This is a genomic window from Brevibacterium epidermidis NBRC 14811, assembly GCF_001570805.1.
GTDB lineage: Bacteria > Actinomycetota > Actinomycetes > Actinomycetales > Brevibacteriaceae > Brevibacterium > Brevibacterium epidermidis.
In genome coordinates this window covers 46,555-71,114 of the sequence record NZ_BCSJ01000003.1, presented here as the reverse complement: position 1 = coordinate 71,114, position 24,560 = coordinate 46,555, and the positions used below count along the sequence as shown (strand labels likewise).

21 protein-coding genes are annotated in these 24,560 nt (G+C 65.5%); 15 read left to right on the top strand and 6 right to left on the bottom strand.

The window, feature by feature from the left end; genetic code table 11:
* Positions 1-6 precede the first annotated feature (6 nt).
* Both BEP01S_RS02020 and BEP01S_RS02015 read right to left on the bottom strand, forming a co-directional pair.
* Positions 7-1,377 (bottom strand): L-lactate MFS transporter, encoded by a 1,371-nt coding sequence (locus BEP01S_RS02020; protein WP_062240077.1) that lies wholly within the window; start codon positions 1,375-1,377, stop codon positions 7-9.
* A gap of 204 nt (positions 1,378-1,581) precedes the next feature.
* On the bottom strand, positions 1,582-2,367 hold the full coding sequence (locus BEP01S_RS02015; protein WP_244882021.1) for a SurA N-terminal domain-containing protein: 786 nt from the start codon (positions 2,365-2,367) through the stop codon (positions 1,582-1,584).
* A gap of 248 nt (positions 2,368-2,615) precedes the next feature.
* Between BEP01S_RS02015 and BEP01S_RS02010 the strand changes: the two genes are divergently transcribed.
* Positions 2,616-2,972, top strand: a complete 357-nt coding sequence (locus tag BEP01S_RS02010; protein WP_062240074.1) for a VOC family protein — start codon at positions 2,616-2,618, stop codon at positions 2,970-2,972.
* Positions 2,973-3,012: 40 nt separating this feature from the next.
* Here the strand turns inward: BEP01S_RS02010 and BEP01S_RS02005 are convergent, their stop codons facing one another.
* Positions 3,013-3,570: a dihydrofolate reductase family protein gene (locus BEP01S_RS02005; RefSeq protein WP_083532452.1), complete on the bottom strand. Its 558-nt coding sequence runs from the start codon at positions 3,568-3,570 to the stop codon at positions 3,013-3,015.
* Between the two features lie 159 nt (positions 3,571-3,729).
* Here BEP01S_RS02005 and BEP01S_RS02000 point away from each other — a divergent pair, with 159 nt between their 5' ends.
* A complete protein-coding gene (locus BEP01S_RS02000) occupies positions 3,730-4,929 on the top strand; it encodes a M20 metallopeptidase family protein (RefSeq protein ID WP_062240071.1) in 1,200 nt (399 codons plus the stop codon).
* A gap of 124 nt (positions 4,930-5,053) precedes the next feature.
* On the opposite strand, the gene fdhA is transcribed toward BEP01S_RS02000, so the two are convergent.
* Positions 5,054-6,268 (bottom strand): formaldehyde dehydrogenase, glutathione-independent, encoded by a 1,215-nt coding sequence (gene fdhA / locus BEP01S_RS01995; protein WP_062240069.1) that lies wholly within the window; start codon positions 6,266-6,268, stop codon positions 5,054-5,056.
* A 221-nt stretch (positions 6,269-6,489) separates the two neighbouring features.
* Positions 6,490-7,422: a LysR family transcriptional regulator gene (locus BEP01S_RS01990; RefSeq protein ID WP_062240066.1), complete on the bottom strand. Its 933-nt coding sequence runs from the start codon at positions 7,420-7,422 to the stop codon at positions 6,490-6,492.
* A gap of 255 nt (positions 7,423-7,677) precedes the next feature.
* Here BEP01S_RS01990 and BEP01S_RS01985 point away from each other — a divergent pair, with 255 nt between their 5' ends.
* The 3 genes from BEP01S_RS01985 (at position 7,678) to BEP01S_RS01975 (ending at position 13,043) form a co-directional block, all read left to right on the top strand.
* Complete coding sequence (locus BEP01S_RS01985) at positions 7,678-8,898, top strand: aromatic ring-hydroxylating oxygenase subunit alpha (protein ID WP_244882045.1); 1,221 nt, start codon at positions 7,678-7,680, stop codon at positions 8,896-8,898.
* Positions 8,895-10,409, top strand: coding sequence for a flavin reductase family protein (locus tag BEP01S_RS01980; protein WP_062240061.1), 1,515 nt, complete (start codon positions 8,895-8,897; stop codon positions 10,407-10,409). The genes BEP01S_RS01985 and BEP01S_RS01980 overlap by 4 nt, the downstream gene beginning before the upstream one ends.
* 69 nt (positions 10,410-10,478) lie before the next feature.
* Positions 10,479-13,043: a GcvT family protein gene (locus tag BEP01S_RS01975; protein WP_083532451.1), complete on the top strand. Its 2,565-nt coding sequence runs from the start codon at positions 10,479-10,481 to the stop codon at positions 13,041-13,043.
* 133 nt (positions 13,044-13,176) lie between these two features.
* On the opposite strand, the gene BEP01S_RS01970 is transcribed toward BEP01S_RS01975, so the two are convergent.
* Entirely contained in the window at positions 13,177-13,770 is a 594-nt protein-coding gene (locus BEP01S_RS01970; protein WP_062240058.1) for a TetR/AcrR family transcriptional regulator, read from the bottom strand.
* Between the two features lie 173 nt (positions 13,771-13,943).
* On the opposite strand from BEP01S_RS01970, the gene BEP01S_RS01965 reads away from it, so the two are divergent.
* The 10 genes from BEP01S_RS01965 to BEP01S_RS01920 all read left to right on the top strand — a co-directional run bounded on the left by BEP01S_RS01965 (position 13,944) and on the right by BEP01S_RS01920 (position 24,464).
* The gene (locus tag BEP01S_RS01965; RefSeq protein WP_062240055.1) at positions 13,944-14,855 is read left to right on the top strand and encodes a hypothetical protein; all 912 of its coding nucleotides are present in this window, start codon (positions 13,944-13,946) and stop codon (positions 14,853-14,855) included.
* Positions 14,852-16,084, top strand: a complete 1,233-nt coding sequence (locus BEP01S_RS01960; RefSeq protein ID WP_218004315.1) for an MFS transporter — start codon at positions 14,852-14,854, stop codon at positions 16,082-16,084. The genes BEP01S_RS01965 and BEP01S_RS01960 overlap by 4 nt, the downstream gene beginning before the upstream one ends.
* A gap of 3 nt (positions 16,085-16,087) precedes the next feature.
* Positions 16,088-16,429: a DUF1330 domain-containing protein gene (locus BEP01S_RS01955; RefSeq protein ID WP_062240052.1), complete on the top strand. Its 342-nt coding sequence runs from the start codon at positions 16,088-16,090 to the stop codon at positions 16,427-16,429.
* 288 nt (positions 16,430-16,717) lie between these two features.
* Positions 16,718-17,881 (top strand): thiolase domain-containing protein, encoded by a 1,164-nt coding sequence (locus tag BEP01S_RS01950; protein WP_062240049.1) that lies wholly within the window; start codon positions 16,718-16,720, stop codon positions 17,879-17,881.
* Positions 17,881-19,500, top strand: coding sequence for an AMP-binding protein (locus BEP01S_RS01945; protein ID WP_062240047.1), 1,620 nt, complete (start codon positions 17,881-17,883; stop codon positions 19,498-19,500). The genes BEP01S_RS01950 and BEP01S_RS01945 overlap by 1 nt, the downstream gene beginning before the upstream one ends.
* Positions 19,497-20,402 (top strand): SDR family NAD(P)-dependent oxidoreductase, encoded by a 906-nt coding sequence (locus tag BEP01S_RS01940; RefSeq protein ID WP_083532450.1) that lies wholly within the window; start codon positions 19,497-19,499, stop codon positions 20,400-20,402. Before BEP01S_RS01945 ends, BEP01S_RS01940 begins: the two co-directional genes overlap by 4 nt.
* A 146-nt stretch (positions 20,403-20,548) precedes the next feature.
* Complete coding sequence (locus BEP01S_RS01935) at positions 20,549-21,589, top strand: DctP family TRAP transporter solute-binding subunit (RefSeq protein ID WP_244882020.1); 1,041 nt, start codon at positions 20,549-20,551, stop codon at positions 21,587-21,589.
* A gap of 1 nt (position 21,590) precedes the next feature.
* Positions 21,591-22,145, top strand: coding sequence for a TRAP transporter small permease (locus BEP01S_RS01930; protein WP_062240037.1), 555 nt, complete (start codon positions 21,591-21,593; stop codon positions 22,143-22,145).
* Positions 22,142-23,662 (top strand): TRAP transporter large permease, encoded by a 1,521-nt coding sequence (locus BEP01S_RS01925; protein WP_062240035.1) that lies wholly within the window; start codon positions 22,142-22,144, stop codon positions 23,660-23,662. The genes BEP01S_RS01930 and BEP01S_RS01925 overlap by 4 nt, the downstream gene beginning before the upstream one ends.
* Before the next feature lie 34 nt (positions 23,663-23,696).
* Positions 23,697-24,464, top strand: a complete 768-nt coding sequence (locus tag BEP01S_RS01920) for an SDR family NAD(P)-dependent oxidoreductase (protein WP_062240033.1) — start codon at positions 23,697-23,699, stop codon at positions 24,462-24,464.
* Positions 24,465-24,560 lie beyond the last annotated feature (96 nt).

Here is a 24,560-nt window from a genome sequence, read left to right as displayed (position 1 = left end):
CTTCCTTCAGTTCTCTTCGAGGGCGGCGGCCTGCTTGGCGGCGACGTCCTCTTCGCGTTCGAAGTACTTCTCGCTGACCGGGCGGATGAGCGCATTGGCGATGAAGCCGATGACCAGCGCGCCGACCATGATGAACATGCCCGGGGTGTAGAGCGCGGGGCCCTCCTTGCCCGCTGCCTCACCGGCTTCGACGACGGAGTTGACGATGAGCGGACCGGCCACACCGGCCGCCGACCAGGCGGTGAGCAGCGCACCGTGGATAGCGCCGACCTGGTAGACGCCGAAGAGGTCCTTGAGGTAGGCGGGAACGGTGGAGAATCCGCCGCCGTAGAAGGAGATGATGATGAGGGTGGCCAGCACGAAGAGGATGATCGACCCGCCGCCGAAGAGCGCAACGAGAAGGTAGAGGATCGCGCCGACACCGAGGTACATCATGTAGTTGTTCTTCCGCCCCAGGTAGTCCGACGTCGTCGACCAGATGAAGCGCCCGCCCATGTTGCCGATGGAGAGCAGACCGACGAAGCCAGCTGCCGCGGCGGCGGTGATGCCGAAGTAGGACTGGATCATCGGGGCGGCGTTCTCGAGGATGCCGATGCCCGCGGTGACGTTGAGGAACAGGACGACCCACAGCAGCCAGAACTGCGGTGTGCGGATGGCGTTGCGCACCGAGACGTTGCCCTTCGTCTGCATCGGCTTGGCCTCCACCTTCGACGGGTCGAAGCCCTTCGGGGTCCACTCGGGGTGGGGGACGCGGATGACGAAGGCGCCGGCGGCGATGACCACGGCGTAGACGATGCCGAGGGTGACGAAGGTTGGGGTCAGTCCGGCGACGAGGTGCTCCGGTTCGGCACCGCCGCCGTAGAGTGCCATGAGCTGGTTCGACATCGGGCTGGCGATGAGGGCACCGCCGCCGAAGCCCATGATGGCCAGCCCTGTTGCCAGGCCCGGACGGTCCGGGAACCATTTCATCAGCGTCGAGACCGGGGAGATGTAGCCGATGCCCAGACCGATTCCGCCGATGACTCCGTAACCGAGGTAGACCAACCACAGCTGACCGGCCACGATGCCCAATGAGGCGATGAAGAAGCCGACGACCCAACAGGTTCCGGCAGCGACCATCGAGGCGCGAGGGCCGTTCTTCTCCACCCAGGGGCCGAAGACGGCCGAGGAGATGCCGAGCATGAGGATTGCGATTGAGAAGATCCAGCCGATCGAGACCTCACCGGTGTCGAAGTGGGTCATGAACGGAATCTTGAAGACGCTGAATGCGTAGACCTGGCCGATGCACAGGTGGATGGCCAGAGCGGCCGGTGGGATCAGCCACCGGTTGAAGTTCTTCGGCGCGACAATTGCCGAGCGCGTGAGAATGGAAGCCACGGGAAGTCCTTTTCGTGAATGAAACTCGTGTCACCGTCGACACCGGTCAGCGGACGGAGCAGGCGACCGGCGGTCAGCCGACCGACCGGATAGTCCACCTCAGGGTAAGTTCCATACAAACAGAATGCGAGGAATGCTCAGCATTTTCTTGGGAAAAGACGGCAGTTTCTTGCCAACTGGGACGAAATCCGTGGCTCTCGGGGCTCAGAGGTGGATCGTGACGTCAGCCTGCTTGCGCAGCTTCTTCGCGAACTTCTGAGTCGCCTCCTGAGACTTCTGGCTCTTCACCTGCTCCTTGAGCTGAGGGCGCATCTCGTCGATCGGCGGCATCTCCTGCTGGCCCTGGCCGCCCTGCTGAGCCATCTGCTCCTGCTGGGACTTCGCCTGTTCGTAGGCCTGCCCGATCTCTTCACCGCTGACCTCGAACTCACCGTATTCGTCCTCGATGAGACCTTCGATCTTCAACTGGTTCTTCAGTTCCGAGCGGACCTTCTTCTCATCCATGCCCTGGTCCTTCATGGCCTTGAGGAAGTCCTTCTCGCTCATCTGCCCTGACTTCGCAGATTCCTGGAGCCCCTTGTCGATGTCCTTGTCCGAGACGTCGATCTTGCGCTTATCGGCTTCCTGGACGAGTACTTCGGTGCTCACGAGGTTCTCAGCGGTCTGCTTCTTCAGGCCCTTCTCATCGACCGGCTGGCCGGACTGCTGAGCCTGCATCTGCATCTGCTGGTACTGGGTTTCGAAGAGGGGAACGAAGTCGTCCTTGAGGATCTTCTTGCCGTTGACCTCGGCGACGACCTTCGGAATGTCCTTCGTGTTCGGTTTGCCCTGCTGACCCTGTTGGTCTTGGGCGGAGTCGGCGCCGGGGGACTGTTCGGCTGCGGCCGAGGACTCCTTCGGCGATGCTTCGTCGCCCTGACTTCCGCAGGCGGCCAACGCCACCACGGAGACGGACATGGCCAGGCCCAGCAGCCACCGGTTCGTTCGCACATTCACTCCTGCTCATCGGTTTCAGCCTGCCAGGCTAACAGGGCCGACTCCCCGAAGAATGTGTGGAGTATGTGTGTCACGTGGCAAGGGTGATTGCGGTCGGCGGGATCGGCGGGTTTCAGCGTGCCATCTGTTCGTCTCGGATTCGTCGATCGGGCACTGACGGTCGACCGCCTCGGCGGGTACACTGCGGCTACCGGAAGAGCACGGAGCACGGTCCGTGCGATCCGCAGCGAAGGGAGTTGGCCATGGAATCGACGTTTCGCGGGGTGTTCCTCACCTGTACCGACGCCGAGGCGACCGCCGCCTTCTATCGCGAGATCGCGGATCTGCCGCTGACGACCGAGGGCGATGAGGAGTACACGTATTTCGTCGTCGAGGCCGGGGGAGTGCAGTTGGCGCTGCATTCGGCGGAGGCGTTCGCCGACTATGCGTTCCCACCGGTGACGGAGTCGAATCTCACGCACCTGTATTTCCGGATTCCGGATCAGGCGGAGTTCCTCGAACGGATCAAGAACTCGGGCACTCCGCTCGTGGCGGTCGACGATGTCGTCGTCACGGTAGAAGACCCCGACGGCCGGAAGGTCATGTTCGGTACTGCGTGAGGCGAGGCGGCTCTACGGCTGTGTGTGAGTTCGCCGCCGCTCAGACGCTCGGCTCGTAGGCCGAGTAGGTGATGCCGCTCGGGAAGGACTTCGCATCGATGAGCTTGAGGCGCGGCGGTCTGGCCGAGTGCGCTCCGTCGTGAAAGTAACCGCGTCCGCGACCCTGCCATACCGGATAGGTGAACATCCGATACTCATCGACGAGTCCCTCCGCGATGAGTTCGTGAGCCAGGGTGATGCTGCCGGTGACGATGACATCGCGTCCCGGTGCCTCGCGCAGGTCAGCGACCGCGCGCAGCGGATCGGAGCTGATGATCTGCGTGTTCTGCCAGCCCGGTTCGGTCAACGTCGAAGACACGACGCGTTTGTCGACCTGATTGAGGTGGTCCGCGACTCCGGTGGTGTCATCGGTGGCGTTCGGCCAATAGCCGCGGAAGTCCTCGAAGGTCTGCCGACCGAGCAGCAGCACGTCCTCGTTCGCGGACTGCCGCATGAGTTCGGCCGAGAGCTCCTCGTCCTGGGCCTGCGGATCGAACCAGTCGTCGAGCATCTCGACACGACCGTCGAGGGTGATGTTCTGAGTGATGATGATGCGCACGCTCGGTCTCCTCGTTGAGTGACGTGGGTAATCAACATTACTTGCCCGTGCAGACCGGCAACAAGGGTGCGTTGACCACCGCAGGGCATAGATTGGTAACAGCAGCCGACCGGAACCGGTCGAACCGAACCGCACGCCACCCACACGATGAGGAGCCCCATGACCACCCCAGATTTCCGCACCGAAGCTCAGGGCCACCTCGGCGATCTCATTTCCCTGCGACGCAAGCTGCACGCGAACCCCGAACTGGGATTCGACATTCCCTTCACGCAGCGGACGGTGCTCGATGAGCTCGCCGGGCTGGGACTTGAGATCACCACGGGGGAGTCGCTCACCTCGGTGGTGGCCGTCCTCAAGGGCGGGAAACCCGGGCCCGCGGTGCTGCTGCGCGGGGACATGGACGCGCTGCCGGTCGTCGAGGACACCGGCCTCGACTTCGCCTCTGAGAACGGGAATATGCACGCGTGCGGTCACGACCTGCACACGGCGGGACTCGTCGGTGCCGCACGCCTGCTCGCGGCTCACCGCGAGGAGATCCCCGGGTCGATCATCTTCATGTTCCAGCCCGCCGAGGAGGTCGAAGGCGGGGCCGAGCCGATGATCGCCGAGGGCGTGCTCGAGGCCGCCGGAGTCCCGGTCGTCGCGGCCTACGGCATCCACGTCGAAGCCGACGTTCGAGGTCGCTTCACGACGAAGGGCGGGCCGCTCATGGCCGGCTTCGCCGACCTCAACCTGACCATCCACGGGGCGGGCGGACACAGCAGCCAACCGCAGGCGACCCGCGACCCCGTGCCGGCGCTCGCCGAGGTGGTGCTGGCCCTGAATACGATGACCGGTCGGTCCTTCGACATCTTCGATCCCGTCGTCGTCTCGGTCACTCAGCTCGAAGCCGCGCAGGCCAGCAACGTCATCCCGGACTCGGCGAAGCTCACCGCCTCCATCCGCTTCCTCTCCGCCGAGTCTGTGGCCCTGCTGCAGGAGCGGGTGACGGAGATCGCCGAGAACATCGCCCGGGCTCACCGCTGCACCGCCGAGGTGGACTTCCAAGTGGGATTCCCCGTGACCGTGAACAACCCTGCCGAGTCGACGGTCGTGCTCGAGCGACTGGGCTCAGTATTCGGGTCCGAGCGGGTCGTCGAGATGGAGCATCCGCGGATGGGGTCCGAGGACTTCTCATTCGTCTTGCAGAAAGTGCCGGGCACATTCGTGTTCCTCGGCGCAACACCCGAGGGCATCGACCCGGACGCCGAGACGAACCACTCGCCCAGGGTGGTCTTTGATGACGGTCTGCTCGGCGATCAAGCCGCGGCGCTCGCCCACTTGGCATTCGCGCGGCTGGAGGACGAGGAGCGGGGCTGACGAAAATAGTGGCCGCAACCGGCGGCTCAGGAGGTCCTGAACGCATCCGATTGCGACCACTTCTCACCGCTTCGCCCGGCTTTCGGCCAAGAGAAGCTCGGGCTCAGCGTGAGGTCTGAGAGCCTCAGGCAGAGATGAGGCCGTGGGGGTCGAGGACGAACTTCTTCGCCACGCCCGAATCGAAGTCCGCATAGCCCTGCGGGGCATCCTCGAGGCGGATCGGAGTCGCATTGACGTTCTTCGCGATCGAGACTTTGTCGTGCACGATCGCCTGCATCAGCCCCCGGTTGTACTTCATCACCGGGCACTGTCCGGTCACGAAGACATGCGACTTCGCGAAGCCGAGGCCGAAGCGCATCGACAGCGACCCTTCCTTCGCCGCCTCATCGGCCGCGCCCGGATCACCCGTGACATAGAGTCCGGGGATGCCGAGGCTACCACCGGCTCGAGTGATGTCCATGAGCGAGTTGAGCACCGTCGCCGGTGCCTCGTGGCTGGCGTCCTTGCCGTGTCCGCGTGCCTCGAAGCCGACGGCGTCGATGCCGCAGTCGACCTCGGGCTCGCCGAGGATCTGCGCGATCTGGTCCTTCGGATCACCCTTGGACACGTCGACCGTCTCACACCCGAATCCGCGAGCCTGAGCCAGGCGATCCTCGTTGAGATCGCCGACGATGACGCAGGCCGCCCCGAGCAGATGCGCCGAGGTGGCCGCGGCGATTCCGACGGGACCCGCACCGGCGACGTAGACCGTCGAACCCACACCGACGCCGGCGCTGACGGCACCATGGAAGCCGGTGGGGAAGATGTCGGAGAGCATCGTGAGGTCGAGGATCTTCTCCATCGCCTGGTCTTTGTCCGGGAACTTCAGGACGTTCCAATCGGCATAAGGCACGAGCACGTACTCGGCCTGTCCGCCGACCCAGCCGCCCATGTCGACATAGCCGTATGCCGATCCCGGGCGGTCCGGATTGACGTTGAGGCAGATACCGGTCTTGCCCTCCTTGCAGTTGCGGCAGCGACCGCACGCGATGTTGAACGGCACCGACACGAGGTCGCCTACACGCACGAACTCGACGTCCCGTCCGACCTCGACGACCTCACCGGTGATCTCGTGACCGAGGACGAGACCTTCCGGGGCAGTCGTACGGCCCCGGACCATGTGCTGGTCGGAGCCGCAGATGTTCGTCGCCACTGTCTTGAGGATGACGCCGTGATCGACCTTGCGGCCGACATTGGCGGGATTGACTCCAGGCCCATCCTTGAGGACGAATTCCGGGTACTCGGTGTCGATGACCTCGACCTTCCCGGGGCCTGCATAGCTGATTGCCTTATTGCTCATCGTTGAGCCTCCATGGGTGCGAAAGCGTGGGAGTTCGACATGTCAGAGCGATGGACGGCAGTCCATCGTCGACACTGACATATCAGTCTGACATCAGACTTAGATGCAGTCTCGCCGCCGTGAGAGAGCTCTGTCAACCCCCGTTCGAGGAAAGCTTCCGGGGCGGGAGGGCGGAGACGCTTCTTCGCGAGGCGCGAGGGCCGTCGACGTGCGGCGGCGCGTCAGGAGTCTTCGCGCAGGCGGGTCGAGAGGATGTACTGGGAGGTTGTGCGCAGATGCTGCAGGGAATCGCGGATGAGAGGCGACCGGCGGCTGCCCGCCCGCATGGCGGCGATGATCTTTCGGCTCAGTCGGCCGGATCCGGTCAGCCGAACACGGCTGACGTTGTCTTCGCCCGCGAGGCTCGCGAGTCGCGGCAGCAGGCTGACCCCGACGCCTGCCCCGACGAGGGCTGCCGAGGTCTCCCACTCGGCTGACTCGTGTGCCACCGATGGGGTCACTCCCGCCGCCGTGAATGCAGCGATGAAAAGCGAGTGATAGGGCGATCCCGGGCCTGCTGTGATCCACTCCTCTCCCGCGAGTTCGCTCAGCGTCACCGACTCCCGACCTGCGACGGGGTGATCGGAGGGAACCATGACGTCGAGCGGGTCGTCGAGGAGGTCGACGCTTTCGAAGCGCGTATCCTCTTCGACCTGCACATGGCCCTGCATGGACACGATGACGGCCAGATCGATGCGCTCGGCGACGAGCAGTTCGAAGCAGCGGCTCGGGCTGGCCTCGACCACGTGGACGCGGACCTCCGGTCGGCTGGTGCGCAGCTTCGCGGCCAGGGGTGCCAGGAGGTTCGACGAGGCGGTCGAGAATCCTCCGATGCCGAAGCGAGTCGGAGCTTGGTCTCCGGCACTCAGGGCGCCGGCCCGGATGTCCTCCCACACTGCCGCCAATGCATCCGACCGGCGCACCAGGTAGCGGCCGGTCGACGTCAGTCGCAGGCCGCGTCCGTCCTTGGCGAGCAGCGTCATGCCCAGGGAGCGCTGCAGGTCTCGAAGCTGCCCGGACACCGCCGATGGGGAGTACCCGGTGAGCTCTGCGGTGGCGGCGACGGTGCCGCATTCGGCGAAGGTGCGCAGGGTGGTTAGGCGCGGATCGATCATGACCACGATTATGCATTGATTCCGTACGGTACGAAACAGAATCTCGCGCTTTTCCTGCAGTGTGAAGCTCGCTAGTGTGTCATCCGTGATCGAGCTCACCGAGCTGGAGCACAGTGGTCGAAACGGCGTGAGCGGCGCTGCGAAACCACGAACGGCAGACATCAAGGGAGATGAGAATTGACCGCTACCAACCTGGCGCCGACGAAGAGGGGCTTCCCCGCGGGATTCACCGAGGAGAAGCTCGACGAGACCCGCATCCGGCTCGACACCCGTCGGGCAGGCTTCTCGCTCGAAGCGCCGTTCTACACGGACCCCAACCTCTTCAACCTCGACATGCAGGCCATCTTCGGTCGGCATTGGGTCTTCGCCTGCAGCGTCGCCGAGATCCCGGAGCCGGGCGACTATGTCACTCTCGACTACGGTCCGTACTCTCTCATCGTCCTGCACAATGACGACGGCGGCGTCAACGTCCTCCACAACGTCTGCCGCCACCGCGGGGCACGAGTCCTCACCGATCCGCAGGGGACGACGGGCAACCTCGTCTGCGGCTACCACTCGTGGACCTATTCGCCCGAAGGTGACCTCATCCACGCCTCGGCGCCGGGCGAGATGACCTTCGACAAGTCCTGCTACGCGCTCAAGCGCGCACACGGGAAGATCGCAGCGGGGCTCGTGTTCATCTGCCTGGCCGAAGAGCCGCCGACGGACTTCCACGAGACCGCGAAGATCTTCGAACCCTATATCGCCCCGCACGAGCTGGAGAAGACGAAGGTCGCCTTTCAGCAGAACATCGTCGAAGAGGGCAACTGGAAGCTCGTGATGGAGAACAACCGCGAGTGCTATCACTGCGACGGCCACCCCGAGCTCGCGTGCTCGCTGTTCCCCACGTGGGGCCTGACCGACGAGACGATCCCGCCGCACCTCGAAGACGTCTGGGATCGCAATCAGCAGGCCCAGGCCTCCCTCGAGTACCGCTGCCGCCGCTACGGCCTGCCCTACGAGGTCGTCGAAGAGCTCGACACCCGCGTCGGCGGCATCCGCATCTCCCGCGAATCGCTCGACGGTGCCGGGGAGTCCTTCTCTGCCGACGGACGCCGGCTGTCGAAGAAGCTGCTCGGGGATCTGCCGGACTTCCGCCTCGGGCGCTGTTCGATGCACCTGCAGCCGAACTCGTGGTTCCACCTCCTCGGCGATCACGTCATCACCTTCGCGGCGTTCCCGATCAGTGCCTCCAAGACACTCGTGCGCACGACCTGGCTCGTCGCCGACGACGCCGTCGAAGGCGTCGACTACGACCTCGAGGCGCTCACGCACACCTGGAAGCAGACGAATCTCCAGGACAAGGCCTTCGTCGAACTCTGCCAGCAGGGAGCGGCGAGCCCGTTCTATGAGCAGGGACCGTATATGAAGAGCGAGTACCAGGTCGAGGCCTTCATCAACTGGTACGTGCAGCGGATGCGGGAGCACGTCGGATGAGATCCTCCGCTGTGCCCGCGCTGCCGCTGGCTCAGCGGGTGCGCGGACTGGAGATGCCCTGGAACCGCGTGCTTTCGAGCGCCTCGGAGCCGGCCGGAGCCGCCACCGCGCTGGGTCCGTGGCACCCGCAGGAGTTCGCCGCCGAATGCGTGGAGACCATCCCCGAGGCGGGAGGGATGATGGTCTTCGTCTTCCGTCGCATGGACGGGGCGCCCCTGGCGTTCCGGTCGGGGCAGTACATCAACATCGACTTCCCCATCGACGGACCCGATGCCGAGCCGGTGTCGCGCAGCTATTCGATCTCCTCGGCCCCGACCGAGCCGTGGACGTTCTCGATCACGATCAAACGCGACCCCAATGGCAAGGTGTCGCCATGGGCGCATGACCACCTCCGCCCCGGCACTGTCCTCGACATGCTCGGCCCGGTCGGTGCGTTCCACCTCGCAGATTACGACCGGAGGGCACGGTTCCTGCTGCTCGCGGCCGGAGCCGGGATCACCCCGCTGATGTCGATGATCCGCACCGTGCATTCGCTGCCCGGCCAAGCCGATGTCGTCCTCCTCTACCACGGAGCCGCACCCGACTCCTTCGCCTTCTCCGAGGAACTCGACTTCCTCGCGAACGTGGATTTCCGGATCAAGGTCATCTACTGCCTCGGTGATCGGGAATGCGGCGACGAATGGGAGGGACGGACGGGACGCCTGTCGACGTCGCTGCTCGAGGAGCTCGTCCCCGACGCCAACGGTCGGCAGGTCTTCGCCTGCGGTCCGGAAGGGTACCTCAATTCGGCGACCGAACTGCTGCGCACCGTCGGCGTCGACGACACCTCGGTGTTCATGGAGTTCTTCTCCGGCGACCGTGAGATCCGTGCCGAATACGCTGAGGAAGTCGCCATCGCCGGTGAGATCGCCGAGGAGATCGCGGCGACGACCGAGGAGTACTTCGAGTCCCAGCCGGCCGCGCTCGACATGTACGAACCCGAGTACGACGCAGACGGACCGGTCGAGGCCGTCGGGGCACCGACCGAAGCGGTCGACGCCGAGGCGGTTGTTCCCGTCGAGGATGACGTCGAGATCGAGGTTGTCGGCGTCACCGATGAGAATCTCGCCGAGGCAGATCCCGGATCTGCGTCCGACGCTGGGACCGCGGTCCCGGCCGGGGATGGGGCGGCCGCCTCGGCGGGGGATGCGGGCGACGATGACGAAATCGCCGTCGTCGACCCGGCCGCACTGCCTACTGTGGGGCAGGGTGAGCACACGATGTCGTTCGTGCGCACCGGCCTCAACGTCTGCGTCGGGGAGGACGAAACGGTCCTCCAGGCTGCGCGGAAGGCGGGGGTGAAGATCCCCGCGAACTGTCAGGAGGGCATGTGCGGATCCTGCAAGGTCGTCAAACTCGACGGCGATGTCGAGATGAACCATCTGGGCGGCATCCGCGCCCGAGAGATCGACGCGGGGAAGTTCCTGCCGTGCTGTTCGACGGCGAAGACCGACCTCGTCATCGACGCCTGAACCGCGGCTGCGACCGCGACATCCTCTGCGAAAGCAATCCCCACAATCTTCACCATTAAGGAGTACTCAGTGCCGATCTCATCACCACGAGTCGTCATCATCGGAGCCGGCATCGTCGGCGCCAACCTCGCCGACGAACTCGCGCAGCTGGGCTGGACCAACACCCTCGTCATCGAACAGGGCCCGCTGAACATCCCGGGCGGCTCGACCTCGCACGCACCGGGACTCGTCTTCTCATCAAATGCGTCGAAGTCGATGACCGAGTTCGCGCAGTACACGATCGACAAGCTCACCTCGCTGACCGGGCCCGATGGGCGCGGCTCGTTCCTGCCCGTCGGCGGACTCGAGATCGCCACCACCGAGGATCGGCTGCAGGACCTGCACCGTCGAGCCGGGTGGAACCGGTCGTATGGCGTCGAAGCCGACGTCATCGACGCCGATGAATGCGCGAAGCTCTTCCCCATGCTCAACCGGGACATGGTTCACGGCGGACTGCTCACTCCGGGTGACGGCCTCGCGTTGGCGGCGAAGGGCACGCAGATCGTCATCGATCGTGCCCGTGCCGCCGGGGTCGAATTCCGCGACCGCACCACGGTGACGGGTATCGAGACCACAGGCGGTCGCGTCAGCGCCGTGATCTGCGGCGATGACCGGATTCCTGCCGATATCGTCGTCTCCTGCGCCGGATTCTGGGGACCGAAGATCGGTGAGATGGTCGGTACTCCGATCCCGCTGCTGCCCTTGGGACACCAGTTCGCCTGGACCACCGAGGTGCCCTCACTCATCGGCAAGAACGAGACGCCTGCCGGGGCGCAGGCGCCGATCCTGCGCTACCAGGACAAGGACCTGTATTACCGCGAATGGGGCGAGCGGATCGGCATCGGCTCCTACGCGCACCGACCGATGCCCGTCGATCTCGATACGCTGCAGACCTACTCACCGGACGAGATCACGAGTGAACGGATGCCCTCGAGCCTCGAGTTCACCCCGGACGACTTCGCCCCCGAATGGGAGGCGACGAAGACACTGCTGCCCGAACTCGCTCAGACTCAGATCCAGCGCGGCTTCAATGGCATCTTCTCGTTCACCCCTGACGGTGGTTCGCTGGTCGGACAGTCCCGACAGGTCGACGGATTCTTCGTCGCCGAGGCGGTGTGGGTGACCCATGGCGCCGGCATCGCCCGCGCTGTGGCCGAGCTCATCGCCGAAGGACGGTCGAAGACCGATCTGTCGGGAATCGATCTCAACCGCTTCGAGGATGTGCAGACGTCAGCGGACTACGTCAGCGAGACCTCCCAGCAGAACTTCGTCGAGATCTACGACATCATCCACCCTCTGCAGCCACGAGTCTCCCCGCGTGACCTGCGCTCGAGCCCGTTCCGGAGGCAGCAGGAGGAACTCGGTGCGTTCTTCCTCGAAACCTCCGGCTGGGAGCGGCCGCACTGGTTCGACGCGAACGCCGCTCTGCTGTCGGAGATGCCGGCCGAGTGGGCGGCACCGGAACGGGACGCCTGGGCGGATCAGTTCCACTCGCCCATCGCCGCAGCCGAAGCGTGGAAGACGCGCACCTCGGTGGCGATGTTCGACATGACCCAGCTCAAGCGCTTCGAGGTCACCGGCCCCGGAGCGGGCGAACTGCTGCACGGGATGACCACCTCGTCGATGCTGCGCAAACCGGGAGCGGTCAGCTACACGCTGCTGCTCGACGAAGCCGGCGGCATCACGAGCGACATCACGGTCGCGATCCTCGACGAGGAGACCTACCAGGTGGGAGCGAACTCGAACATCGACCTCGCGGCCATCTCGCGGGCGGCCAGGCACCAGTCTGCCGCCGACCCGTCCAAGTGGGTCACCGTGCGCGAGACGACTCCCGGCACCTGCTGTATTGGTCTCTGGGGCCCGCTAGCCCGGGACGTCATCGCCAAGGTCACCGATGAGGACTTCAGCGACGCCGGACTCAAGTACTTCCGCACGAAGCCCGCGGTGCTCGGCGGTGTGCCGGTTACGGCGATGCGCCTGTCCTATGTCGGCGAACTCGGCTGGGAGATCTACACCTCGGCCGATCTCGGGTCGCGTCTGTGGGACGTGCTGTGGGAAGCCGGTGAGGAATTCGGCATCATCGCCGGAGGCCGCGAAGCCTTCAACTCGATGCGACTGGAGAAGGGGTTCAGGTCCTTCGGCACCGATATGACCAGCGAACACGAACCGGTTCAGGCCGGACTCGGATTCGCCGTGAAGGCCTCGAAGACCGACGACTTCACCGGCAAGGCCGCGCTGGAGTCGAGGGCCGCCGAGGCGACGACGAAGCTGACCTGCCTCACCCTCGACGTGCCCTCTGACGTGGTGCTCGGCAAAGAGCCGGTGTACGTGGTCGGCGGGCAACGCTCGAGTGACGCGGACGGCGGGGCCGCCTCGGCGAAGTCAGACGGATCGGACGGATCGGGTGTCGCGGACGGCTACGTCACCTCGGCGGCTTACGGATACACGATTGGGAAGTCGATCGCCTACGCCTGGCTGCCGAACACCCTGGGAGTCGGTGACGCCGTGGAGATCGAATACCTCGGTCGACGGCTGCCTGCCACAGTCACCGCCGAACCGCTCTTCGACCCGGAGATGACTCGCCTCAAAGGGTGATGCCGGGGCGACTCGAATTCTCAGCGAGGAGTCGCCGCCGGAATTCATCGAAAAGCGCATGGAGCGTCGAGACACGGGGGTACACACCCGTTTCTCGACGCTCCATGCGTTTCTCGGCGGGAAGGCGCAGAACTCAGTGGTCGGCTGAGGGGTCCAACGAGGCGACCGCGGTGATCGCTGCGGCGATCGGCTGGTCGAGCCAGGCCGGGATCTCGCCGCCGATGAGGCCGCGCACCATGCCGTACGGAGTCTCGCGGCAGGCCAGGGCGACGAGTTCGACGCTGCGAGGGGTGACCTCGCCGAATCGGCGTCGGGTGAGGTCGGTGAAGAGGGCGGCCACCGGGTCATTGAGTCCGGTGAGGTCATCGAGCAGTCCCTTGGGCGGGTCGGCGAGCAATTCTGAGTGCCGGTAGAGGGTGAGAGTCCGGGCCTCGTCGGGATTCTCTCGACAGAACCGGGGGATGAGCAGGCCGGTCTCGACGATCGCCTCGAGCGGGTCATCGACATCCGTGATCGCTGCAAACGTGTCGTGGAATCGGTGCACGCACCGGATCCAGGCAGAAGCGAACAGCGACTCCCGAGTCGGGAAGCGGTGGTAGATCGAACCCGACGGTGCACCGAGCTCATGCGTCACATCGGCCACTGTGGCGGCATGGCCGCGTCGGCCGACAGCGCTGATGGCCGCCGAGAGAATATCGTCCCGCGAATAGAGTGCGCGTTTCGCCATGCTTGTCACGTCCTCTCGCTCCAGGTGTTCGGATCAGTCCGGCGAATCGGGGATTCTCGTTCGAAGGGTTGACCGTCGAGCCACCGTACCTCAAACTAGAGACTAGCATCTAGAGAACGTCCTCTAATTCGGGAGTCGCCGTGACGAACGCACGGATATCAGCACCTGCACCTGTGACATCGCTGCAGCGCGCCGCCATCATCACGGCGATCGTCGCGGTTCTGCCGTATCTCGTCTTCAAGGTCCTGTGGCTGAGCGGTTCGTCGGTCGGTTCGACCACGTCGGCCGGAGGCGAAGGAATGCTTGCGCCGCGCTTTCTCATCGGAAACACCATCACTCTCGCGATGATGGTGGTAGGCGTGGCCTTCGTGGTGGCGCTGACACGACCGTGGGCGCGACGCATTCCGGCACCTGTGGTGTTCGTGCTCGGAGCCGGAGCGGCCGGGCTCCTCGGTCCGATACTGCTGGGACTGCCGCCGGGCATTCTCATTCAGGCGCTCATCGAAGGAGAGGTGCGACTGGCCGAACAGGGAATGCATCCCTGGGTGTTCGGGCTTGTCTACGCCGGATTCTGCGCTCTGGGCGTGGCGATGGCGATCGTCGTCGGAGCCTATGTGATCCGGCGCTGGGGCGATCTTCTGAACACTCCGCCCCCGGCACCGTCGCCGACCATGATCGTCTGCGGTGCGCTCGGCATCCTGCCCTTCAGCTGTGCCATGGCCTTCTGGGCGATTGCGGGACCGGGAAGCACCGGGCCCCAGGGAATGGAGCAGCCGGCACAGCGGATGGTGCTGGCGGCGACAGCTCTGCTGGGCTTTCTCTCCCTGCTGTGTCCGCTGCTCTCCCGCCACCTTGGACGATGGCCGCGCGCGGCGTGGCTGGTGACGTGGACCGGGTGCTGCGTTGTGGCTCTCCAGGGACCGACGCAGATCCTCCTCGCTCAAGGCGGAGAGATTGCGCCGGTGGTCGTCGGGATCGCTGCCCTCGCGACTCCGGGCGCCAGCCTCTTCGGTCTCGCTGTGCTGAGAACCCACCTGCGCAGGCTGGGCCGGCTTCGGCGCGATGACGCGAAGCAGCCGACATGATGCCGCCCTGGCTCATCGTCCTTCTCGCAGTCTCCTTCGTCCTCTACACAGACGACTACGTCATCGCCGGCATCCTGCCTGAGATCGCGACCGATCTCGGGGTGACCGAAGGCCAGGCCGGGCAGCTCGTCACGGCGTTCTCGGCGACCGTGGCAGTGGCCGCGCCGGTGGCAGCTGTCGCGCTGGCTCGGGTCCCGCCTCGGCGGCTGTTCCTCGTTGCACTCATCATCTTCGCGGGAGCGAATCTCGGTGCGGTGGTCGCCTCGTCCTTCGGCGTGCTGATGGTCCTGAGGGTGGTGGCGGCCGCGGCTGCGGCCAGCGTCACTCCGGCCATCTTCGCTTTCGCTGCGTCGCACGCGCCGGCTGGGAAGACCGGACGGTACCTGGCGACGGTCTCTCTCGGGGTGACCGGATCCATCGCGCTGGGAGTCCCGCTGGGTACGTGGATCGGCGGAGCGTTCGGCTGGCGGGCGACCTTCCTGGCGGTTGCCGTAGCCGGGATGCTCGCGCTCATCGGTGTCCTCCTCACCGTTCCGGGAGGCGGACGTGGTGAGCGTGCTCCACGATTGTCGGAACAGCTGCGCAGCCTCACGCGTGCGCCGATCGCCGTGAGTCTCGCGGCAAACTGTCTGCTCATGGCTGGAACGATGATGGTCCTCACCTATTTGGCGCCCTATCTCAGCGCGACTGCCGGAGTGGGAGTCGAGGAGCGGGGAGTGGCATTCGGACTCTCCGGGTTCGCGGGCATGGCCGGAATCTGGCTCGGTGGTCAGGTCGCAGACCGATGGGGCCCGGGGCGAGCCCTGTTCTTCGGGATCGGCGTCATCATCGCCGCGATGGTTGCGTTGTGGGGGATGTGGACAGCCCGGCCCATGCCCATTGGACTCGTGCTCGTCGTCACGACCGTGTGGGGCGGGATGGCCTTCTGGAACTCACCGGCGATCCAGATGCGCCTGCACACGTTGGCCGGGCCATTGGCGGGACAGGCGTTGGCACTCAACACATCGGGGACCTACCTGGGCATCGCCTTCGGGGCCGCCGTCGGCGGAGTCGTCCTCTCCGCAGCTGGGCCCGGGGTCCTGCCGTTGGCTGCGGCGGGATTCGGCTTGGCCGCCCTGCTTCTGCTGGAGGTCGTCCGCAGGACGCCGCCTTCCAGCGAGGCGTGGAACAGCGGCAGCACCTCGCCCCAAAGCAACTTATCGACACCCACAGACAACACAGGAGACTGAACCATGACCGCCTACGCGATCGCCCATCTGCAGGAGTTCACACCGCACCTCGACGTCGCCGAATACATCGACCGGATCGGCGAGACCTTCGAACCCTTCGGCGGACGGTTCCTTATCCACGGAACCGCTCACGAGGTGAAGGAAGGACAGTGGCCCGGACACGTCGTCATGATCGCCTTCCCCGACGCTCGACACGCTCATGACTGGTGGGACTCACCGGCCTACCAGGACATCGCCCCGCTGCGTTCGCGGCACATCGACAGTGACATCGTCATCGTCGAGGGAGTGGCTGAGGGCTACGACCCCCGGGACACGGCACAGGCCATGCGCGAACAGCTCGGTTAGCCGTCGCAAGAGCTGGAGTTCACCGAAAAACGCATGGAGCGTCGAGAAACGCATACGCACACCCGTGCCTCGACGCTCCATGCGTTTTTCGGCGGGTCTGGGCAGCGCAGCGCTGCCGAAGCGACAGTGCCGACCCGGGCGAGGGAGCGGCCGGGGCAGTGAGTGGAGAAGGGACCGCCACGACACCGATGTTCCATATGGTGGATTTTCTTTGACCAGCTGATGGGACCGGGAAAGTATGAGAGGACAGTGCTCGTTCCGCAGAGCCCGGTACCCGAAGGAGTGTCCATGTCCTCACCTGCGATCATCGGTTGGTCCCACGGCAAGTTCGGCCGGTCCGAATCACCGCTGCCCCAGATGATGGCCGACGTCGCCCGCGACGCCATCGCCGAGGCGGGACTGGAACCGGCCGACATCGACGTCATCCACGTCGGCGTCTTCAACAACGGACTCTCCCGCCAGGGCTTCGAAGCCGCGCTGCCGGGCACCGTGTTCCCCGAACTCGCGCGCACACCGGCCCATCGGCACGAGAACGCCTGCGCCACCGGCTCCGCTGCGATCTTCGCCGCCCACGACTCCATCGCCGCCGGGCGCCACAAGACGGCTCTGGTCATCGGCGCCGAACGCATGACGCAGGCTTCCGGTCATGACGTCAACGAGGTCCTGCTCAGTGCCAGCTATCGGGAAGAGGAAGAGCACTATAAGTCCTTCGCCGGAGTCTTCGGCGAGATCGCCCGCCAGTACTTCGACCGGTACGGCGACCACTCGTCGACCCTCGCGAAGATCGCCGCGAAGAACCACGCCAACGGCGCCCAGAACCCGCTCGCCCATATGCAGAAGGACCTCGGTTTCGAGTTCTGCAACACCGTGAGCGAGAAGAACCCGTACGTCGCCGAACCCCTGCGCCGCACCGATTGCTCGATGGTCTCCGACGGAGCCGCGGCGCTGGTCCTGGCCGCCGAGGATGTCGCCGCCTCCGCGCCACTGGCCGTGACCTGGCGAGGCATGGGCAACGCCAACGACGTCCTGCCGCTGTCCCAACGCGACCCGCTCGAGATGGCCGGAGCTCGTGCCGCCATGGACCAGGCGCTCACAGCTGCCGGCATCGGCATCGACGAGCTCGACTTCCTCGAAACTCATGACTGCTTCACCATCGCCGAACTCCTCGAATACGAAGCCTTCGGCCTCGCCGCCCCTGGCCAGGGACACACCCTGCTCGACGACGGTGCCACCGAGGTCGGCGGTCGGCTGCCAGTCAACCCCTCCGGCGGGCTCAAAGCCAAAGGCCACCCCATCGGCGCCACCGGTGTGTCCATGCACGCCCTGGCCGCCGCCCAACTGACCGGTCGCTCACCCGGCATCCAGGTCGAGTCCCCGGAACTCGCCGGAGTCTTCAATATGGGCGGTGCCGCCGTGTCGAACTTCGCCTCCGTCCTCGAGCGCGTCCGCTGATGCGCGCCATCTCCCAGACATCCCCGGCGAGGGCCTTCACACCCACACCTCGGCGCGGGGTCAACGTCTCCCACTTCCTCACCCAGACCGCCCGCCGGATCCCCGACCGCCTCGCCGTCGTCGACGACGATCACGGGCAGCGGTGGACCTGGGCCGAACTCGACGCCCGCGCCGAAGCGCTCGCCGCCGCCCTGCAGACCGGTGGAGTCGACCGCCGCGACACCGTCCTCCTCGTCTCGGCCAACCACGCCGAGGTGATCCAATCCTTCTGGGGCATCCTGCGCTCCGGCGGCGTCATTGCCCCACCGAACGCGGCCCTGTCGACCGAGGAGCTGCTCGGCATCAGCGCCGAGGTGGCCCCCGCCGCCGTCATCGCCGACCGCGCCCACGCCGACTTCGTCACCGCTCTCAAAGACACCGGCTTCACCGGCCCCGTCTTCTGGATCGGGGACCTGCCCACGGCCCAGGCCGGCGCCGTGCCGACCGAAGCCGTCGACTCGACGGTCGACGAAGACGACCCGTGCTGGTACTTCTTCACCTCCGGGTCGACCGGCCGACCCAAGGCCGCGACGTTCACGCACCGCCACCTCGGCGCGGTGCTGATGAACCATCGCTGCGACCTCTTCCCCAACGAGGATGAGACCGGAGCGTCCCTTGTGCTCGCGCCGCTGTCGCACGGGGCGGGCATCCACATGCTCGGGCAGGTCTTCGGCGGCACCCCGTCGATCATCCACCCAGGTGGCAAGCCCAGCGTGGAAACACTGTGGCCGGCCATCGACGGCTACGGCATTACGAACGCCTTCACCGTCCCGACCATCCTCAACCGCATCGCCGCCGGCTACCCGAGCGGCCGCGGACCCGAGGACCACACCTTGGAGCGCGTCATCTACGCCGGAGCTCCGATGCTCGCGGCCGACCAGGCCCGGGCGCTCGACCGGCTCGGACCCTGCCTCGTCCAGTACTTCGGACTCGCCGAGGTGACCGGAGCGATCACGATCCTCCGCCCCGAAGACCACGGGACTATCCCCGTCGACGACGCCGGAATCGGCACCTGCGGTCGTGCCCGCACCGGAGTCGAGATCGTCATCGTCGACGAAGGCGGAACGCAGCTGCCCGCCGGTGAGCAGGGCGAAGTCTGCGTGGCCGGACCGACTGTGTGCGCCGGCTACCTCGGCCGCCCCGATGCCAACGCCGAATCCTTTGCCGGAGGGCTCTTCCACACCGGCGACGTCGGCTACCTCGACGAACGCGGATACCTGTTCCTCACCGGCCGGAAATCCGATATGTACATCTCCGGCGGATCGAACGTCTACCCGCGTGAGATCGAAGAACTCCTCCTCACCGACACCGAGGTGGCCCAGGCCGTCGTCGTCGGCGTGCCCGACCCGCAGTGGGGAGAGATCGGCGTGGCCGTCATCGAACGCGCACAGTCGCCGGCCGGTGCCGATGGTGCGGATCTGGCCGAGCGGCTGACCGCACTGTGCAAGTCCGGGCTGGCCAAGTACAAGGTGCCCAAGGAGATCCACTTCGTCGACACCATGCCGGTCACCGCGTACGGCAAACTCGCCCGCAAAGAACTCAAAGCCGAATACTCCCAAGGACGGGGCAGTGCACGATGAGCAGACCAGAACAGGAAGTCGTGTCAGTGCCGACGGGTAGGTTGGTCGGCACGACGATCATGGCGATCGGCTGCGGTACCCCGGACGGGGAGGTGAACAACGGTTTCGCTGCAGCGACCGCGTTCCTTCGTGAGGGTGCGAAGGTCTGCCTCGTCGACCGTGACCCGAACGCTCTCGAGCAGGCGACACGAGTCCTCGCCGAGGCGGCCGCCCAGGCGGGCGCGAATGGTGCGGTCACGGCTGGGCGGGGCCGCCTCGGCGGAGTTGATCTCGACGCTCAGCTGACCACGGTCGTCGCCGATGTCGGGGACGAGGACTCGCTGGCGGCGGCCTTCGCGCACTGCGCCGACCGCCTCGGCGGTCCGACCGTGCTCCACTACAACGTCGGCATCGTCGTCAACGGGGGAGTCGACGAACTCGAGACCGACGGGTTCCGTCGTGCCCTCGACATCAACCTCACCGGGGCGTTCTCCGCGATCAAACACGCCCTGCCGCATATGCGCGCAGCCGGGCACGGGTCGATCATCACGGTGTCCTCGGTCGGCGGCATGCGCTATATGGGGTACGACTACCCGGCGTATGCGGCATCGAAGGCCGGTCTCATCGAACTGACGAAGGTCGTCGGCGCGCAGTACGCCTCCGAGGGCATCCGCGCGAACTCGATCGCACCCGGCCTCATCGAGACACCGCTCATCCACCGCTCGATCAGCGGCCACTACGACTCGGTCGAGGATATGCTCGCGGCCCGTCACGCCCAATCCCCGACCGGGAAGATGGGCCGACCCGAGGATGTCGCGGACCTCGCAGTGTTCCTCGCATCTAACGAATCGGCGTACATCAACTCCACGCTCATCCCCGTCGATGGAGGACTGACCCACTACGCAGGGATGCCGAAACGATGACGTCGCGGTTCGCGCGGACAGCGGCGGCCGCCTCGGCGAGGGAATCCCCCGCGGTCGGGCACATGAACGCGGAGCCGAGCACCGCCTCGGCGAGGGCTTGACCCACCGCACTCAACGACAGGGAAATAACGGAAACAAAGGAGGCAATGGTGCCGAGAATACGGACGACGAAGCCCATGCTCGTCTGGTCCGCCGTACTGATGGTGTGCGCCCTGCTGCTGGCAGGGTGCGGAACGAACTTCGGCACCACCGACGACGGCAAGCAGCGCTACCGGTGGAAGATGACGGTGACGACCGGATCGACCTCGACGTGGTACCTCGCGGCGGAGAAGTTCGCCAAGGACCTCGACGAGGAGACCGACGGTCGGATCACCATGAAGGTCTTCGGCAGCGAACGCCTCTCTGCAGGTGAGGCCACGGCCGGAGTCGAACAGCTCATGGACGGGGCGAAAGACTTCTCCTACAACTCGCCGATCATCTACGCCGGCGTCGATCCTCGCTTCGGCGCCGTCACCGCTCCCTTCGTCTTCGACTCGGTCGAGGACGGGCAGACGGCGCTCGCCGGGGCTGGCGGGGACGTCTACAAGGACTATCTGGCCCAGCGTGGAGTCCACCTGCTCGGCTTCGGGGAATCCGGGATGCGGCAGCTGACGAACACGCACCGGCCCATCCACACGCCCGAGGACATGAAGGGCATGAAGTTCCGGATCCCCGGATTCGGCATGTACACAGATCTGTACCGCAGCCTCGGCGCGAACCCGACGACGATGCCCTTCGGTGAGGTCTTCACCGCACTGCAGCAGGGCGCCATCGACGGTCAGGAGAACCCGATCGACGTCATCTACTCGGCGAACCTGCAGGAGGTGCAGCCGTACCTGACGCTGTGGAACTACTCGTACGATCCGCTGATCCTCGGCATCAACAAGAAGCTCTATGACTCGCTGACGCCTGAGGATCAGAAGCTCGTGAGCCGACTGGCCGCAGACGCCAACGAGTTCCAGATCAGCAAGAACCGCGACGGCGAACAGAAGCTCATCGCCGAGCTCAAGGACTCCGGCATGGAGGTCAACGAGCTCAGCGACGACGAGAAAGACGCCTTCCGCGAGAAGCTGCAGCCGATCTACGCGAAGTACCGCAAGGTCTGGGGCTCAGACATGTCCGACGCGTTCATCCCGAAAGGACTGTGAGATGAGAATCGTCCGCTTCTTCGAGGACTGGGTCGTCATCCTGTCCTTCGTGATGATCGTGATCGTCACCTTCGTCAACGTGCTCTCCCGCTACATCTTCAAGGCCTCGCTGGCGTTCTCCGAGGAGATCACGATCAACCTCCTCGTCGTGCTCACGATGATGGGCGCGGTCGTGGGGATCCGCCTCGGCGCGCATCTCGGCTTCACCTACCTCGTCGAGAACGCGAAGGGCCAGGTCCGCAAGGTCCTGCTGTTCACCGGCACCGCACTCATCGTCGCGTTCCTCGCCGTGCTCCTCATCTGGGGCGGCGAGATGACGATCGCGCAGGCCATCCGTGGCCGAGCCACCCCGTCGCTGGGCATCCCGCAATGGCTGTTCACGCTGTCGATTCCCTTGGCCGGGCTGCTCGGAATCATCCGCAGCCTCCAGGCTCTGCGGACGGCTCTGCATGAGGACACCTCCGCCGAGGCGGTCGTGGAGCGGCTCGCCAGCGAAGCCGCCCCGACCATCGACTCGTCCGAATTCTCCTCCGATGCCAAAGGAGGCCGGAAATGATCGCGCTACTGCTCTTCGGCAGCTTCTTCCTCTTCCTCGGCCTCGGAATCCCCGTCGCCTTCGCCCTCGGGCTCTCCGCCGTCGTCACCCTGGTGACCACCGACGGTGTGCAGGTCCTCGACGTCGTGCCCTCGGTGATGTTCCCGTCGATGAGTTCGGGCACGCTGCTGGCGATCCCGTTCTTCATCCTCGCCGGCATCGTCATGCAGTACACGGGCATCTCGCAGCGGCTGGTCGACCTCGCGTTCCTCATCTTCGGACGCCTGCGCCACGGCCTGGCCGCGGTGACGATCATCTCCGCGTTCTTCTTCTCCGCAATCTCCGGATCCGGGCCCGCCACCGTGGCCGCGATCGGTGCGATCCTCATCCCCGCGCTCGTGCGCAACGGGTACCAGAAGAAGCACGCGGTCTCCCTCGTCGCGGCCTCCGGTTCGATGGGCATCGTCGTGCCTCCGTCGATCGCATTCATCATCTTCGCCGTCGTTGCCGCCGAGTTCGGCAAGATCTCGATCTCCCGGCTCTTCATCGCCGGCATCGTGCCCGGCATCATCATGGCGCTCGCGTTCTTCATCGCCGCCCTGTTCGTACCGCGGGTGCGTGAGCTCGCCGGTCTGCCGGTGAAAGCGAAGACCGGCGCCGAGGCGGGCCCTGGGTCCGCGTCGACCGGAACCACTGCGACCGGTTCGGGTTCGGGCTCGGCTGGCAACGGCGGTTCGGGTGACGGTGCGGCAGGAGGCAAGACTCAGCTGCTGACGACGAACGGGAAGGCAGCCTCGGCGAGTTCCGGATCCTCCGGATCGGGCGTCGGAACCGTCGATCCGACAGTCACGGTCAACCCCGAGGGCGGGTTCGGCGAGATCATGACGGCGCTGGTCAAGGCCATTCCCGGCCTGCTCATCCCGGTGATCATCCTCGGCGGGATCTACGGCGGAATCTTCACCCCCACCGAGGCGGGCGCCGTGGCATCCGTGTATGCGCTCATCGTCGGAGTGTTCGTCTACCGAGAGCTCGGTTGGAAGGACATGCCGAAGGTGTTCCTCGAGTCCGGGGTCTCGACCGCGGTCATCATGTTCATCGTCGGCGTGGCCAGCCTCTTCTCCTACGTCATCACCGTCGAAGGAGTGGCCGACCGGATCTCGACGGCCGTGCTGGGCGTGACGGACAACAAGTACCTCATCCTCGCGGCGATCACGATCATCCTGCTCATCGTCGGCGCCTTCGTCGACGCGATCAGCGCGTTCTATCTGTTCATCCCGATCCTCGTGCCGATCCTCATCGGCGTGGGCGTGGATATGACGACGATCGGCGTGTTCATGACCGTCAACCTCGCGATCGGCCTGTTCACGCCGCCGGTCGGGCTCAACCTCTACGTGGGTGCGGGCATCGGGAAGGTCAAGCTCGAGGAGGTCGTGCGCGGAGTCGTACCGTTCCTCATCTGCGCGATCATCGCCCTGCTGCTCATCACCTACATTCCGGCGATCTCGAACTGGCTGCCCGACCTGCTCGGGGTCGGGTAGTTCACGCCTCACTCAACTCTGTCGAAGGAGAAACATGGAACCGTATCTGCTCACGAACAAGACGGCCCTGGTCACGGGTGCCGCGCAGGGCATCGGCCTCGCGATCGCCACAGCACTGGCCCGGCGGGGTGCCTCGGTCGGCATCGTCGATCTCAAGGGCGCCGAAGAGGCTGCCGCGTCGTTGGCCTCGGAGTACCCGGATCAGCGGTTTGCTGCGTTCTCGCTCGACGTCCGCGATGTCTCCGAGGTGACGGCCGCGGTCGGATCGTTCGTCGAGACGTTCGGGGGTCTCGATATCCTCGTCAACAATGCGGGCACGGCCGCGCGCATCGGCATCGATGAGATCACCGCCGAGCAGTGGCAGCGTGATATTGAAACCAACTTGGGTGGGACGTTCAACTTCATCAAGGCCGCCGTCCACCCGCACATGTGTGATGCGGGACGCGGGTCGATCATCAACATCTCATCGATCTCGGGCATCAACGGCGGAGCGGTCTCCGACGGAGAAGCCGGGGCACGGTCGGGACCGGCATATGCGGCGAGCAAGGGTGGGATCATCGCACTGACGAAATGGGTGGCCAAGGAATACGGACGCCAGGGCATCCGCTGCAATTCGGTGGCACCGGGGCCGGTCGAATCAGCGCTCACCGTCGGTCAGACTTATGACACCTCAGGGCAGGCTCTCGATCGGATGGGCCAGCCGGATGAGATCGCCGAGGCGGTCGCCTACCTTGCCACCGATGGTGCCGCGTTTACGACCGGACAGATCCTCCGCGTCGACGGCGGGGCCGTTATGTCGTGAGCGTTTGAGTGTTCTGAGCTCGAACGGACGATCCCCGCATCATCCTCAGGATGGTGCGGGGATCGTTGTCTCTGCGGACCTGTCTGGCTGGGCGAC

Excerpts from the sequence above, each read along its gene's own strand:
- BEP01S_RS01980 (WP_062240061.1), top strand. The coding sequence starts at position 8,895 with ATGAGATCCTCCGCTGTGCCCGCGCTGCCGCTGGCTCAGCGGGTGCGC.
- BEP01S_RS01955 (WP_062240052.1), top strand. The coding sequence starts at position 16,088 with ATGACCGCCTACGCGATCGCCCATCTGCAGGAGTTCACACCGCACCTC.
- BEP01S_RS01960 (WP_218004315.1), top strand. The coding sequence starts at position 14,852 with ATGATGCCGCCCTGGCTCATCGTCCTTCTCGCAGTCTCCTTCGTCCTC.
- BEP01S_RS01990 (WP_062240066.1), bottom strand. The coding sequence starts at position 7,422 with ATGATCGATCCGCGCCTAACCACCCTGCGCACCTTCGCCGAATGCGGC.
- fdhA (WP_062240069.1), bottom strand. The coding sequence starts at position 6,268 with ATGAGCAATAAGGCAATCAGCTATGCAGGCCCCGGGAAGGTCGAGGTC.
- BEP01S_RS02010 (WP_062240074.1), top strand. The coding sequence starts at position 2,616 with ATGGAATCGACGTTTCGCGGGGTGTTCCTCACCTGTACCGACGCCGAG.
- BEP01S_RS01970 (WP_062240058.1), bottom strand. The coding sequence starts at position 13,770 with ATGGCGAAACGCGCACTCTATTCGCGGGACGATATTCTCTCGGCGGCC.
- BEP01S_RS01920 (WP_062240033.1), top strand. The coding sequence starts at position 23,697 with ATGGAACCGTATCTGCTCACGAACAAGACGGCCCTGGTCACGGGTGCC.
- BEP01S_RS01935 (WP_244882020.1), top strand. The coding sequence starts at position 20,549 with ATGGTGCCGAGAATACGGACGACGAAGCCCATGCTCGTCTGGTCCGCC.
- BEP01S_RS01950 (WP_062240049.1), top strand. The coding sequence starts at position 16,718 with ATGTCCTCACCTGCGATCATCGGTTGGTCCCACGGCAAGTTCGGCCGG.
- BEP01S_RS01925 (WP_062240035.1), top strand. The coding sequence starts at position 22,142 with ATGATCGCGCTACTGCTCTTCGGCAGCTTCTTCCTCTTCCTCGGCCTC.
- BEP01S_RS02000 (WP_062240071.1), top strand. The coding sequence starts at position 3,730 with ATGACCACCCCAGATTTCCGCACCGAAGCTCAGGGCCACCTCGGCGAT.
- BEP01S_RS01930 (WP_062240037.1), top strand. The coding sequence starts at position 21,591 with ATGAGAATCGTCCGCTTCTTCGAGGACTGGGTCGTCATCCTGTCCTTC.
- BEP01S_RS01940 (WP_083532450.1), top strand. The coding sequence starts at position 19,497 with ATGAGCAGACCAGAACAGGAAGTCGTGTCAGTGCCGACGGGTAGGTTG.
- BEP01S_RS01945 (WP_062240047.1), top strand. The coding sequence starts at position 17,881 with ATGCGCGCCATCTCCCAGACATCCCCGGCGAGGGCCTTCACACCCACA.